Source organism: Rhodococcus sp. 008 (assembly GCF_001682295.1).
In the GTDB taxonomy this organism is placed as follows: Bacteria; Actinomycetota; Actinomycetes; order Mycobacteriales; family Mycobacteriaceae; genus Rhodococcus_F; species Rhodococcus_F qingshengii.
Window position 1 is genome coordinate 721530 of record NZ_CP012749.1, and the last position, 13416, is coordinate 734945.

General features: G+C 64.5%; 12 protein-coding genes and 1 riboswitch. Of the genes, 7 read left to right on the forward strand and 5 right to left on the reverse strand.

Going from position 1 to position 13416, the window contains the following annotated elements:
* Positions 1–2 precede the first annotated feature (2 nt).
* On the reverse strand, positions 3–2675 hold the full coding sequence (locus tag AOT96_RS03345) for a sacsin N-terminal ATP-binding-like domain-containing protein (RefSeq protein WP_065351288.1): 2673 nt from the start codon (positions 2673–2675) through the stop codon (positions 3–5).
* A gap of 68 nt (positions 2676–2743) precedes the next feature.
* Positions 2744–3565 carry a DUF3027 domain-containing protein gene (locus AOT96_RS03350; RefSeq protein ID WP_030535360.1) on the reverse strand — a complete coding sequence of 274 codons (822 nt, stop codon included), beginning with the start codon at positions 3563–3565 and terminating at the stop codon, positions 2744–2746.
* A 38-nt stretch (positions 3566–3603) separates the two neighbouring features.
* On the opposite strand from AOT96_RS03350, the gene AOT96_RS03355 reads away from it, so the two are divergent.
* The 3 genes from AOT96_RS03355 to AOT96_RS03365 all read left to right on the forward strand — a co-directional run bounded on the left by AOT96_RS03355 (position 3604) and on the right by AOT96_RS03365 (position 6692).
* The gene (locus AOT96_RS03355; protein WP_073512664.1) at positions 3604–4434 is read left to right on the forward strand and encodes a glutaminyl-peptide cyclotransferase; all 831 of its coding nucleotides are present in this window, start codon (positions 3604–3606) and stop codon (positions 4432–4434) included.
* Between the two features lie 69 nt (positions 4435–4503).
* Positions 4504–6198, forward strand: coding sequence for an MFS transporter (locus AOT96_RS03360; RefSeq protein ID WP_223304424.1), 1695 nt, complete (start codon positions 4504–4506; stop codon positions 6196–6198).
* A 26-nt stretch (positions 6199–6224) separates the two neighbouring features.
* Positions 6225–6692 carry a DUF2771 domain-containing protein gene (locus AOT96_RS03365; RefSeq protein WP_223304425.1) on the forward strand — a complete coding sequence of 156 codons (468 nt, stop codon included), beginning with the start codon at positions 6225–6227 and terminating at the stop codon, positions 6690–6692.
* 88 nt (positions 6693–6780) lie between these two features.
* Here the strand turns inward: AOT96_RS03365 and AOT96_RS03370 are convergent, their stop codons facing one another.
* The gene (locus AOT96_RS03370) at positions 6781–7194 is read right to left on the reverse strand and encodes a cold-shock protein (RefSeq protein WP_007733502.1); all 414 of its coding nucleotides are present in this window, start codon (positions 7192–7194) and stop codon (positions 6781–6783) included.
* A 215-nt stretch (positions 7195–7409) separates the two neighbouring features.
* On the opposite strand from AOT96_RS03370, the gene AOT96_RS03375 reads away from it, so the two are divergent.
* Both AOT96_RS03375 and AOT96_RS03380 read left to right on the forward strand, forming a co-directional pair.
* On the forward strand, positions 7410–7637 hold the full coding sequence (locus AOT96_RS03375; protein ID WP_065351289.1) for a hypothetical protein: 228 nt from the start codon (positions 7410–7412) through the stop codon (positions 7635–7637).
* Between the two features lie 33 nt (positions 7638–7670).
* Positions 7671–8060, forward strand: a complete 390-nt coding sequence (locus AOT96_RS03380; RefSeq protein WP_003939919.1) for a YccF domain-containing protein — start codon at positions 7671–7673, stop codon at positions 8058–8060.
* Positions 8061–8154: 94 nt separating this feature from the next.
* Here AOT96_RS03380 and AOT96_RS03385 read toward each other — a convergent pair whose 3' ends face one another.
* Entirely contained in the window at positions 8155–9552 is a 1398-nt protein-coding gene (locus tag AOT96_RS03385; protein WP_007733505.1) for a YncE family protein, read from the reverse strand.
* 395 nt (positions 9553–9947) lie between these two features.
* Positions 9948–10157, forward strand: a riboswitch (cyclic di-AMP (ydaO/yuaA leader).
* An 8-nt stretch (positions 10158–10165) separates the two neighbouring features.
* Between AOT96_RS03385 and AOT96_RS03390 the strand changes: the two genes are divergently transcribed.
* Positions 10166–10729 (forward strand): transglycosylase family protein, encoded by a 564-nt coding sequence (locus AOT96_RS03390; protein WP_003939675.1) that lies wholly within the window; start codon positions 10166–10168, stop codon positions 10727–10729.
* Positions 10730–10812: 83 nt separating this feature from the next.
* On the opposite strand, the gene AOT96_RS03395 is transcribed toward AOT96_RS03390, so the two are convergent.
* The gene (locus tag AOT96_RS03395; RefSeq protein WP_019744939.1) at positions 10813–11001 is read right to left on the reverse strand and encodes a hypothetical protein; all 189 of its coding nucleotides are present in this window, start codon (positions 10999–11001) and stop codon (positions 10813–10815) included.
* Positions 11002–11061: 60 nt separating this feature from the next.
* Between AOT96_RS03395 and AOT96_RS03400 the strand changes: the two genes are divergently transcribed.
* Positions 11062–13386 (forward strand): helicase-associated domain-containing protein, encoded by a 2325-nt coding sequence (locus AOT96_RS03400; protein WP_047270951.1) that lies wholly within the window; start codon positions 11062–11064, stop codon positions 13384–13386.
* The last annotated feature ends 30 nt before the right edge of the window (positions 13387–13416 follow it).

Sequence of the window (13416 nt, forward strand, 5' to 3'; positions counted from 1 at the left end):
CCTCACATTCCTTGCGGCAGAGTCCACGTACGCATCACGTGATGAACGCCGTCCGAGTCCACCCACCACGGCACGATCACCGTCGTCTCGACCGCCCCCGTCAGTTCCACCGTCAGTTCGTGATGGATCACTACCTCGCCGCTGGGTACCTCACGGCCGAGGGCTGCGAAGCCGAGAACTGCCTGCGGTTCGTTCGCCCAAGTCGTCACGACGCCGGTGCTGCTCACTCGTCCGTGAACGGATGCAGACGCCGTCGCGACGTCGAGCAGATCTGCCAGTGCGTCGGCCGTCTCGAAGCTGCCGAGCACCACTCGTTGCGCAGGTAGTGCTGCTCCCAGCCACGGTCGGTCGAGAACAAGGGCGTCGCCGGGATCGACCAGATCGCCGGAAAGGCCTCGCACGAACGGAGGCAGGTGCAGTTCCTCCAGGTCGAGAACCCGTCGCTGCGCTGCCTCACCCAGCAGTCGGTGCGTCCGCGCGACGACGGCGGAGGCCGGCATCCGTAGTGGGTCGGCAAGCCGATCGAGCAGCAGCTGAGCCAGTTCCGGATCGTCGACGGTATCCGATGCCAGCAATCCGGAGAAGAATCCGGCGTCGGGGTGTTCGGCAGCATCGAGCAATCCCTCGAAGGTGCGATCGCCCGGAGCGCGCAGCAAGCCCAGCACCTCACCGCCGAGTTCGGCATTCGAACGCAACCACCACGCCGTGTATCCACGACGGTCGGTGAGCAGCGCCCGCGTCGCCGGCGACTCGACCAGCAGCGACAACGCCTGCGGCCAGCGGTCTTCGTCCACGAGGTCGAGATCGCGCACGGCTTCGATGTATTCGGGGTCCTCGTCGAGGGTGTCCCACCATGCGTCTTCGGCGTCGAGATCGTGATCGGGGCCGGAAGGCAATTCCTCACGGACCACCGTGAAACCCCACCCGACACCGACTACCCGTAGCGCCTGCTCCCCCACCCGCTGAACAAAATCAGCGTCGACGATGCCGAAGGGAGAATCCTCGACCAGGACGCTTGCAAGGGGAGCTCCCGGAAGCAGAAGTTGGTCGGCGGACCGCAATTCGCCTTCCGAATCAGGAAGCAGCACTTCACCGATCCACGACGGCAGCGCCCCTGGCGCCACGTGGGCCGCCAATCCGAGTACAACTTGCGCCAACTCCGTCGCTACCGAATCATCTTGGTCCGCAGCATCTTCGATCAATGCGCGCAGCGCCGGATCGGACAGCAGGTCGGTGGCACTCGCGGTCTGCGCTCCCAATCGAGACAGCAACGGGTGAACCGCGACGGGATGAACCAACCTCGTCCACTGCACCGACGGCGCGTCTTCGCCCAGTTCGACGCCGACGACGACGGTCCGCGGCCCGGTCACCGTCCGTCCGTCGGAGAGCGGAACCGGCAGTGTTCCAAGCTCTTCCACCGCAAGAGTGTCGATCACCAAGGGCTCGAGAGCCGAATAGAGTCGATTCCACCACTTCGGTTCACGTTCCGAACCGCTGAGCAGTTCCGCGATGCGCGCGAGCCCGATGCGGTGCGTCGACACTGCCGCGAGTGCTCGCTCGTGCTTGGGGCCGGAGAGCTCGGGGACAACCAGGCCGCCGATGATGTCGGTGAGCAACTCGGCAAGGTCATCACCGAGCCCGGGCACCACGGATGCTCGCTGCGGCGCGCGGTCGGGTTCACCGACCACCGGAAGCCACTCGTTTTCCTGCAGCTCCTTCAGAAGCGCTTCGCGCAGAAGCGAATCGGTTTCGCTGCGGGCAAAGGCAGGGATCGGGACGAGTGCCGTTCGCTGCCGAGGAGGTAGTGCAGCAAGGAACTTCGCGTACCCCTCGGCAAGCGGAGCGATCGGTGCAGCGGGCATGAGGCGTCGCCGATCGGGTTGCATTGCAATGTCGGCAATGATGATCGCGGGGATCGACAGTTCCTCGTCGGATCGCGTCGGCGCCCGCAGGACGTCGTCTGCGACCGGCTCGACGACCCCGTCGCGGACCGGCACCAACCATCGCGCGTTCGGCGCGGTGTACTGCCACCACGTGCGATCACCGATCGCGATCTCGACGAGGCCGGAATCCAGCACCCGTTCCGATCGCCGAAAAGTCTTCTCACCCAGACGAATTGATCCGAGAGCTGGGAGTTCGAGGAGCAGGTCGACGGCCTCACGTGCCATCTGCGAAAGCAGCGCTGCGGCATCGACGTCCGGCCGAAGCGTCAGCACCACTTCCGAATCAGCACCATCGCTCGGCAATTCGCCAAACGGCCACACCAAACGAAGTACGGGGACACCGGTTTCCGGCACCGGGAGTTCGCGAGACTCGATCTCGCGCAGAGTGTGCGAGGCAGAGAATCGAATCGATCCCGTCGACGAGCGCAGTTCCACCTCGTCACTGACCGAGAGAACTGCCGAGAATCCGACGCCGAACCGTCCCGTCACACCTTCGTCGGCGTCGACCTTGTTCGACGCGCGCAGCGCGGTCAGCGCATGTACACCGGATTCGTCCAGTGGACGGCCCGTGTTCGCCACCGTCATCGTCCGACCGTCCACGTCCACCCACAAAGAGCCCTGGACGCCCTCGCGTGCTGCTGCATCGGCAGCGTTCTGCGCCAGTTCGGTGAGCAGACGGTCGCGGTACCCGGCCTTTGCGAGGTCGGATTCCGCAGCCGCGTCTTCACGCAATCGCGTCGGAGATTCCGACCACGCGCGCAGCGTCGCCTCGCGGAGTGCGTCCGTACCGAACGGATCTTCTACTCGGTGGATACCGAATCCTCAACTGCAACAGCGCTCGACGGGCGAGCGGGCACCGCAATCAGCTCGACGGCCCCGTCGTCGAATGCGTCGAACTGCGGCGAGCCCGCACCGAGCGGCAGGCTGGTGTCCGAGTGCGCGCCACAACCGTAGGACACGCTGACCACACGGCCGTCTGCGGAGAGTTCGTTTCCGCACACACCGAACGCTGCGTGCAGCGAACCGGCGAGTGGAAGGAAGAATCCACACAGTCCACACGTCGACGGCGCGGCCTTCGCCATCTCCGACTCCGGGCCGAAGTCACCGTCGAACCAACGCTGCGCGGCATCGAGTCGGCCCTCGCGGCTCATGACCTGTTTGCGGCCGAGCCCGATTTCGAGAGCTACCTCGTCGACTTCCGGGTCACCGGTGGCGACGTAGCCGGGAACGAGGCGAGGATCCTCGGCCGGCGGGGCGAGTAGGTCACCGACGGACAGATCGCCGGGACGAATCCGCTGATCCCATGGCAGCCATTCCGGCGCAACCAACGCGTCGGGACCCGGCAACAGCGCCAACTCACTGATCGTGGCGTGGGTGTCCTCCGGTCCGGCAGCGACGACAACCGCCCACTGCCAACCGCGGTATCCCGGAATGTCTGCTGCAAATCGATGGGTGGCGGCAAATTCGTCCTCCGACGTCACGCCGAGGTATGCCCCCACACCGCCTTCATGCAGGTCGACGACTGCCTTTCGGGCAAGCTCGACCGCATCGGCCAGTACTGGGCGCGGCACTGCACGCTCTGGAGAAGTAGCAACACTCACTCCTCCAGTTTGCCGCACCACCGCAAGTCCGCAACGCACTGGGCTGCCATGCTGGGCAGATGAGTAGGTCACACGCCAATTCCGTGCGCACTTTTGCAGTGGTCGCCGTGATCGCCTCGGCCTTGGCGGGGTGCTCCGATTCCCCCGGCGCTCCCGACAACCTCACGTCCGAAACCGGCTCCGTCGAGATCGTTCGAGTGTCCGCGCACGATCCCGACGCGTTCACGCAGGGCCTCGAGATCGACGGAAACCGGTTGTACGAAAGCACCGGACGCGTCGGGCAGTCCTGGGTGCGCTCGAGCGAGATCTCCGACGAGCAGTCCCCCGCTTCGGGACCGGAAGTTGCGCGTGCCGATCTCGACCCGCCGTTGTTCGGTGAGGGCATCACGGTCGCCGGAGACACACTGTGGCAACTCACCTGGAAAGACGGCGTTGCCATCGCCCGTGACAAGGACACCTTGACCGAACGGGGGCGGTTCCCACTCGACACCGAGGGATGGGGAATCTGTTCGCTCGGGGATCGGATTGTCTCGAGCGACGGTTCGGCCACGTTGACCTTTCGCGATCCCGAAACCTTTGCGCCGATCTCGACCGTCGACGTCACCAGATCTTCGGAGTCCGTCGGCAAGCTGAACGAATTGGAATGCGCCGAAGACGGCTCCGTCTACGCCAATGTCTGGACCACGGACACCGTCGTCCGAATCGACCCGTCGGACGGCAGCGTCACGAACGTGTACGACGCTTCGCCGCTACGCGAAGAACTCGTCGCGGACGGATCGACCAGCACCGTCGACGTTCTCAACGGCATCGCGCAGATTCCCGGTACCGATCGATTCCTGCTCACCGGCAAGTATTGGCCGCAGATGTTCGAAGTCCGTTTTGTTAACTGAGTCCGACATGACACAGGACTCGCAGGGGTGTGCGTGGTAGCCGCGCCGACACTAGGACAGAATTGAGTGGTGACCGGACCGCGCGAACCCTACGACCCCGAAACTCGGCGAATCCACGACGAGCCGGAGGGGCAACAGGTGCACCCCGGTTACGACAATTACCCACCCGCGGCCCGCCCGGACAATTACCCACCTTCGGCCCGTCCCGCTGCCCGTCGCACGCCTTTGCCACCGCTGCATCCGATTCCCGAATCGCGGGGAGACTCCGAATCCGCGGCCGGTTCGAAGACGCCGGGGGCGGACGCTCCCAAGGCTCCACCGATGCCTCGCAAGCTCACCGTCACTCGCGTCGCAGCGATGCGCAGCCGCGAACTGACGAACAAGGGCATCGCGACCTTCCAGCGCGCGGCGAAGGCCGACGGCGCGGACAAGTCCGGTCTGACCGCTCTCACCTACGCGGTGATGACGAACAACGCGACCGACGCGGCGATCTCCGTCGCTCTGGCCAACACGCTGTTCTTCTCGGCCGCGACGGGCGAGGACAAGACCAAGGTCGCGCTCTATCTCCTGATCACGATCGCACCGTTCGCGGTCATCGCACCGCTCATCGGCCCCATGCTCGACCGGTTGCAGCGCGGACGCCGCATCGCACTCGCGTCGTCGTTCGGAATCCGGACGCTCCTCGCGGTGATCCTGGTCTTCAACTTCGACAGTTGGATCCTCTATCCGGCCGCGCTCGGCATGATGGTGCTCAGTAAATCGTTCTCGGTGCTCAAGAGTGCAGTGACACCACGTGTCCTACCACCGGAAATAGACCTGGTGCGCGTGAATTCGCGTCTGACGGTCTTCGGGCTGATCGGTGGAACGATCGGGGCCGGAGCTGTCGCAGGTGCGCTCGCGCTCGCTTTCGGTTCCACCGGCGCCTTGTGGTTCGCGGTCGCCGTCACCGTGTTCGGCGCATATCTGAGCATGCGAATCCCGTCGTGGGTCGAGGTCACCGAAGGTGAGGTTCCCGCGACCATCACCTACCACCCGGACGAAGCGCATCACGCCGGCAGCGCCCCACCGCAGCCGGACGCCAAACCTGCCAAGGTCCGTCAGCCTCTCGGACGCGCCGTGATCATCGGACTCTGGGGCAACGGCACCATTCGCGTGCTCACCGGCTTCCTGACGCTCTACATCGCGTTCGTCGCCAAATCACGCACCGATCACGAGCCGCTCCAGCAGGCCATGATGCTCGGCCTGGTCGGCGCAGCAGCCGGTCTGGGTAACTTCGCCGGAAATGCCACGGGTGCGCGCCTCAAGCTCGGCCGGCCTGCCTTGATCGTGCTCCGGTGTACTGCGTCGGTGTGGATCATCGCGGTGATCGCAGCTCTGACGGACAACCTCATGACGGCCGCGCTTGCCACGCTCATCGCATCGGCCGCCAGCGCGCTCGCCAAGGTCTCACTCGACGCGTCACTCCAGCACGACCTGCCCGAGGAATCGATCGCGTCCGGATTCGGTAGATCCGAGACGGTTCTGCAGCTGAGCTGGGTACTCGGCGGCGCATTGGGGGTTCTGCTTCCGACCGAATACTGGATCGGGTTCACTGTTGTATCGGTGTTCCTGACGATCGGGCTTCTGCAGACCTTCCTGAGCTACCGAGGAAGCAGCCTCCTGCCCGGCCTCGGCGGGAAGCGACCCGATCTGGCCGAACAAGAAGTGACCGAAGTGATTTACACCGGTAAATCCAACCGAGGACAAGGAAGTACTCCGCAGTGATGATGCGCTCGAGAACAAAGAAGATCGTGGCAGCGATCAGTGTCCTGATGGTGGTGGCACTGGTTGCTTACGTCTCCGTTCTTTTCGTGATCATCAAGAACATCAACGACGACCCCGACAAGCTGCCGGTCATCACTGCATACGCACACGGCAAGACGATCGAAACGAACCCTGCCGGTTTCTGCACCATCGACCTGTCCCAGTGCGCCCAGGTGGGCGACATCTACGCACTCGACGTTCCAGCGGGCTACCCGCTGCAGCTGTCGTTGTCGACGGACGTCTCGGATGCGCAGTGGGCACTGCTCGCCGTCTACGAGGATGCCGACGGCAACCAGACCGGTGAGCCCCGAGTCTTCGAGCCCGGCGAGGCCCTGGCAGTGACGGTCGAGTCTTCGAGCGATCCCGTCAAGCAACTGGTCGGCGTCGAAATCCACCTCGCCGTCGGTGAGGGAAGCGAACAGGGACTGCTGATCTGGTCGATCAAGACCGCTTGATCCCCGGAACGTCGAAAATGCCCTGCACACCGATTGGTGTGCAGGGCATTTTGTTTCGAAGCCGTGTACGGCAGCTCGTATCGAGCGATCAGGTGTCGAGCTCGCGAGCGACGGCCCGGACGACCTCGGAGATCCGCTGAGCGGTCTTACGGTCCGGGTACTTGCCGTTGCGCAGATCCGGCTGGACCTTCGCCTCGAGCAACGTGATCATGTCCTCGACCATGCCGTGCAACTGATCAGGGGTGTGCTTACGCTCGACGGGCTCACGACGCGTCGCCGTCGCGCCGCGCAACGACGGCGCCGGCTCGAGTACCTTCAGGCTCAGTGCCTGCGGACCGCGGCGGCCCGCAGCCATTCCGAACTCGACGCGCTGGCCGGCCTTCAAGCCTTCGACGCCCTCGGGGAGAGCGGAAGCACGGACGTAGACGTCCTCGCCCTCTTCCTGCGACAGAAAGCCGAAACCCTTTTCGACGTCGTACCACTTCACCTTGCCGGTCGGCACCGCGTTCACCTGCTCATCACTCGACTGGGGCGTCTGCCCCAATGTGCTCGGGAGGCTCTCGGAAGAGCCTCATGGCCTTGCTCGCATCGCTTCCGGTGGAAGAATGCAAAAGAACGCGCCCCACACTTGCTTCAGCGGGGCGCGCAGTCTGTTAACAGTCTACCTGTGACGAACCCGGGTCGGCACCCAGGTTTACAGGCACTATCCTCGTAGGTGTGGACCCTCAACCGAACCCGCGCACTTCCGGCACCGGAAACGGTCTGTTCCGTACGGCGATGGCACTGTTCATCGTCGGATTCCTGGCGATCGTGGCCATCTTCGCAGTCCATATCTTCAGCGACACCCCACCCGGCCTGGCGTTGTACCTGGTAGCACTCACATGCCCGATCGGCTTCCTCCTGGCCATCGTCTACACGCTCAGATCCGGTCGACGCGTGCGCTGATCACTCCCGCCTCCAACCGAAAGGTCACTGACCATGAGAATCCTCCTGAACGTGATCTGGCTGGTCTTCGGCGGCTTCTGGCTGGCGTTGGGTTACTTCGCCGCAGGCATCATCTGCTGCATCCTCATCATCACGATTCCCTTCGGAATCGCGGCATTCCGCATCGGCATCTACGCACTGTGGCCGTTCGGTAAGACCGTCGTCGACAAGCCGACCGCTGGTGTCGGTTCGATGATCGGCAATGTCATCTGGGTGATCATCGCCGGTATCTGGTTGGCGATCGGACACATCGTCACCGCCGTCGCGATGGCGATCACGATCATCGGAATTCCGCTCGCGGTCGCGAACCTGAAGATGATTCCGATCTCGCTGATGCCGCTCGGCAAGGAGATCGTCGACGTGGACCGGGTGAATTACGCATAGTCGTGGACCGCGTCGATTACGCATAGCGGGCCCGCGGACCGAAGAACCCGACCACAGCAGTTGCTGTGGTCGGGTTCTCTGGTATCAGGTCGTATCAGCGGCCGAGGCTACCGAGTCCGGGGAGGTTACCGAGCGAACCGGTTCCCGTTCCCGGGTTGCCCGGATCGACGGGGCCGACCGGCCCCTCGGAGACCACGATGGTCACGCTCGAAGCACGCGAAAGCACGCTCTTCGCAGTGATCTCGACGGTGACGCTGCCGACAGCGGTGGGGGTACCCGAGATGGTGCCGTCCTGTGCGAGGGACAGTCCGCCGGGCAGAGTGCCACTGGTGAGTGCAAACGTTGCGCGCGCATCGGCGGCAGTGAGCTTCTGCGAATACGCCTTACCTACCTGAGCGGCAGGCAATTCGACGGTGGCGGGTAGCGGGTACGCAGCAACGACTGTCACCTTGCCCCCGTTGGTCGTCGACGCGATGGCGCCGGTCGAGGTGTCGAGCGCGAGGTTTTTGACCTTCTCCAGTGCCGGAACCTTGGTATCGGTCAGAGCGGTGGTGGCGCGGGTCGTCAGATCGACCGACCACAGGTGTCCGTTCATGACGTCCGCGACATATGCAATGCCTGCCGCAGCGTCGACGACCACGCCGTTGGGAATCGCGGTCGGAGACAGCGTGGTCTTCGACAGAACCGCGCCGGCCGGGGTGATCGCCCACAGGTTGGTTGCCCGGGTGTCGGTCATGTAGATGTTGCCGGTGTTCGTGTCGACATCGACGTCGACCGGGTAGAGGTTGTCGGCACGCACGATCGACTTGAGTGCTCCGCCCTTGCGTACGTCCGCCTGCCACAGCGTGCGGCCGTAATTCTCGTCGAAGAAGTTGGTGTCCGCGATGTAGAGGAAGCCGCGGACACTGTCGAAGGCGAGCTTGGTCGGCGTTGCCGACTTGTGGACCAGAATGCTCGACACGGCGTCGGCGGCGTTGGGGTCGACGACTCGGATGTTGCCGGACTTGTAGTCCGAGAAGTACGCGCGGTGTGTTGTGGGATCGACGACGACATCGTTGATCTGCGGACGCGAGCCGTCGGGGTTCTTCTCGCTCAGCGTGACCGTCTTTTCGACCTTGCCGGTCTTCGTGTCGACAATCGAGATCGCGCCGCCGTAGGAGGAGGACACGTATGCGCGTCCGAGGCCCGAGTCGACGGCAAGTGCCGACGGGTAACCGACGACGCCGTCGATGGTGCCGACGGACTTGCCGGTGTTCGTGTCGACGACGGACAACGAGCTGGTCGGTCCGCCGTACTGCGTGATGTATCCGCGGTGGGTTGCCGCGTCGACGACGATGTCGCCGGGCTGGGTTGCGGAATAGCTTCCGACAACACCGTGTGTCGGATCCTCGGGTGAGGCGTGTGCAGCGGGAGCAGTGACGGCCAGGCCGACAGCAGCAGCGGCAACGGCGAGTGACGCGGTGACCGCACGCCGACGGTATTGCAGTTTCATGAGGGGTGCCCTACTTCTTTGGAAGACTCTGCGAAACCTGCCCAAGCGAGGCAAGTCAGGCAAACCTAACCTAAGTTCCAAAGTCGATGTTGAGACACGGGCCACAACCTTGGGTCCGGATCGACGCACCTCTCAATCGCCCGAAATTCTATTTCCGCATAACGTGTGACCTTGCTCACATTACGGATGGATAACGGAACGGACACAACCGGACATTCACTCGGGCACCCCCACCTACCTGGGAAGAGTCTCCTGCGCTTTGTGTGACGCGTTGTACGTCTTTCGCCACGCCGCGTTATCAAATGGTGACACGAGCGACTCGAGCCGTTACCGTCGTTTTCGGCCGGGAAACTCGGCCACCTCCGGCCCGCCGCGCCAAGCCTTGTCCCGCGGGTACCGGACTTCCGACAGAGCATTCCAGGGACGAGGACGGGGGACCCAAAGTCCTCTGTGAGAACAGAAAAGTTCTCCAGTGGACACCGGTTCGATCGCAAGACCGAATCTTGGGGTGAAGCCAGACCCTTTCCAGCCAGGAAAGGCGAGGCCGGGCGACCTCTCAGCCCGAACCCGACAGCTGACCTCGCAGGCGCGTGTGGAGAGGATTTCGACCATCATGAGCGGACGCCATCGCAAGCCCACCACCACCGGCCGCACTGTCGCCAAGGTCGCCGTCACCGGCGCCATCATGGGCGTAGCAGGAATTGCAGCCACCGGAACCGCAAACGCTGCCCCCGACTCCGACTGGGATCGTCTCGCCCAGTGTGAAGCCGGCGGAAACTGGGCCATCAACACAGGCAACGGTTACCAGGGCGGACTGCAGTTCTCCCCCAGCACGTGGAACGCACACGGCGGCGGACAGTACGCAGCCACCGCAAACCAGGCCACTCGCGAGCAGCAGATCGTTGTTGCCGAGCGTGTTCTCGCAAACCAGGGTTGGGGCGCATGGCCGTCCTGCTCCTCCAGCCTCGGGCTGAGCAGCGGCGCCACCGAGCGTTCCGCTCCGGCCACGACGGCTCCTCAGGCAGCTCCGGCTCCGGCGCAGCAGGTCGCACAGACCGTTGCACACCCGGTCGCCGACGCCATCGATCAGGCAATCGCATTCGCCGAGGCCAACGGCATCCCGGTCGACCCGCAGATCCTCGCAGTCGCCGACACCGCGAAGTCGTTCCTCAAGTAACACCGGCAAGACTGTCCGCTCGGACGCTCGAACATCAAGAAGGCCCGCACCGATTCGGTGCGGGCCTTCTTCGTGTCGAGTTGTTATCGGTTGATGACGGTGTGCGGGTGTACGTAAGGAAGTGACTCCACCGGAACCGGAAAGGTGGTGTCCTCGCCGAAGGGTGAAAGTCCACCTGCGCGGGTCGATGACAATTCGGTCACTGCGTGATCTCCGTCTGCAGTTTCCGGCCATCCTGGATCTACATAGTGTTGCTTCGAATTGTTGGCCACGAAGTCATTTTGACAGGACGCCGTTACGCCGTACAGACCAGGTCTCTAATCTGATACCTGATGACCGAAACACGTGGCACCCCGGCGGGCAGTTCCGCAGCCGAAAGTCTGACCGATTGGCTCTCGGCGCGCAGTGACGCCGAGTTGACGGAGTTGCTGCGTCTGCGCCCCGATCTGGCCGTACCGCCGCCGAGCACGATGGTGGTTCTCAGCGGTCGGGCACAGCAACGCGCGTCGGTCAGCCGAGCCGCAGACGAACTCGACACCCTCGATTTCGGTCTTCTCGAATTGTTGGCGCTGGGCGGCGCCGAGGAAACTCCGATGACGCGGGCGGAGCTCAACAGTGCGATCGCCGAACGAGCGCTGACCGGCAAGGGCAAGGTCACCAAGAAGGCCGTCGACAAGTCTCTGTCGAAGATGCGCGCGTCCGCCCTCATCTGGGGTGTCGATCCCATCAGCGTCGTCCCGGCAGTCATCGGGATGATTCCGTGGCGTGTGGGGCGCGCCCTCGAACCTGCCGAGGCGATGACCGAGACCGAGATCTCGGCTGCGCTCAACGCTCTGGACACCCGCGAGCGGGATCTCCTCGAGACACTCGCCAACTCCAGCCCGATCGGTCGCACCCGCGACGCTGCCCCCGGAACGCCGCCTGAGCGCCCGGTTCAACGACTGCTGGCGGCCGGCCTGCTGCGGTGGCTCGACGAGCAGACCGTCGAGCTTCCGGCGACGGTTCGTCAGGTCATCCGCGGCGAGCCGGTTTTCGATCCGACGACGCTGACCGCACCTGTCATCGGGGGCGACAAACTCAAGCCGGCGGACGTGAACGCCGCAGCAGCCGGCGAGGCGCTCGAGTTGGTACGCCAATGCGAGAACGTGATCGCTGTTCTGGGCGCAGCGCCGGCCCCCGCACTGCGAGCCGGTGGGCTCGGTGTTCGAGAACTACGACGCGTGGCCAAGACGGCCGATCTCGACGAAGCGCGCGTGAGCCTACTTGTCGAGTTGCTCTCGGCAGCCGGACTCATCGCCAGTGGAACACCAGATCCGGCGCCGGTCTCGGACAACGCGGACGAATACTGGACGCCCACGCTCGCGGTCGACGGCTGGCTGAACGCATCCACAGCGCGACGGTGGGAGGTCCTGGCGTCCGCCTGGGTCGACGTACCTCGAGTCCCGTGGATGATCGGGCTGCGCGATTCCACCGACAAGCCGATCGCGGCGTTGTCCGAGGAGGGCCGCGCTCCGGCGGCTCCGCGAGATCGTCAGGCCATTCTCGGGCTGCTCTCCGAACTCGACAGCGGCCAGACCGCGTCGGCCGTCGAGGTAAGTCGACTACTGGCGTGGCGACGCCCGCGATGGAGCGGGCGCCTACGGACGTTCGCGATCGAGCGGACTCTGGACGAGGCCGCCGCGCTCGGGCTGGTGGCCCGCGGCGCGTTGTCGTCACCTGGACGAGCTTTGCTGCACGGCGGGGACGCCGAAGCCGAAATGCAGTCCGCCCTACCCGAGCCCATCGACTACATCCTGGTCCAGGCGGATCTGACTCTGGTTGCGCCCGGCCCGCTGGTACCGGACCTGCTCGAGCAGGTGAGCCTGGTCGCAGACATCGAGTCGGCCGGATCGGCGTCCATGTACCGCATCAGCGAGGACAGCGTGCGTCGTGCGCTCGACGCCGGTCTGACGGCCACCGAACTGCATACGATGTTCGCTTCGAAATCGAAGACTCCTGTCCCCCAATCACTTTCGTATCTGATCGACGATGTCGCCCGTCGACACGGACGACTGCGTGCCGGAGTGGCGGCGTCGTTCATTCGATGTGAGGACGCGTCACTGCTGGCGGAGGTCCTCGCATCCGCAGTGGCCGAGCCGTTGGCACTGCGCGCCTTGGCTCCCACCGTCGCGATTTCGCAGGCCCCTCTCCGCGAAGTCCTGACCGAGCTGCGAGCCGCCGGATTCGCGCCGGCAGGTGAGGACTCCTCGGGCACGTTGGTCGATCTCCGCCCACGCGGGGCACGTGTACCCAACCGTCGCAGCCGACCGGCGTCGAGGATGCCGGCGAGCCCGTCGGCGGATCAGCTGGCGTCGTTGGTCCGCACGATGCGGGCCGGAGACCGTGCTTCCGCCCCCGGCCGCGGCGGAGTGCGAACGGACGGTTCACGGGAGAACAACGCCGCCACCATCGCCTTGCTGGCCACGGCGGCCCGAGACAATTCGAGCGTCAACATCGGCTACGTCGACGCCCAGGGGGTCGCGACGCATCGCATCGTCGACCCCGTCAGCGTGGGCGGCGGACAGCTGGACGCCTTCGACCCCGCGAGCGGCGCGGTTCGCCGTTTCACGTTGCACCGAATTACTTCCGTCAGCCCCGTCGACTCCGGAAAAAAGTAGCAAAAAAGAAGCAACTGGCTTTTTTCTGTA

Excerpts from the sequence above, each read along its gene's own strand:
- AOT96_RS03355 (WP_073512664.1), top strand. The coding sequence starts at position 3,604 with ATGAGTAGGTCACACGCCAATTCCGTGCGCACTTTTGCAGTGGTCGCC.
- AOT96_RS03380 (WP_003939919.1), top strand. The coding sequence starts at position 7,671 with ATGAGAATCCTCCTGAACGTGATCTGGCTGGTCTTCGGCGGCTTCTGG.
- AOT96_RS03385 (WP_007733505.1), bottom strand. The coding sequence starts at position 9,552 with ATGAAACTGCAATACCGTCGGCGTGCGGTCACCGCGTCACTCGCCGTT.
- AOT96_RS03390 (WP_003939675.1), top strand. The coding sequence starts at position 10,166 with ATGAGCGGACGCCATCGCAAGCCCACCACCACCGGCCGCACTGTCGCC.
- AOT96_RS03400 (WP_047270951.1), top strand. The coding sequence starts at position 11,062 with ATGACCGAAACACGTGGCACCCCGGCGGGCAGTTCCGCAGCCGAAAGT.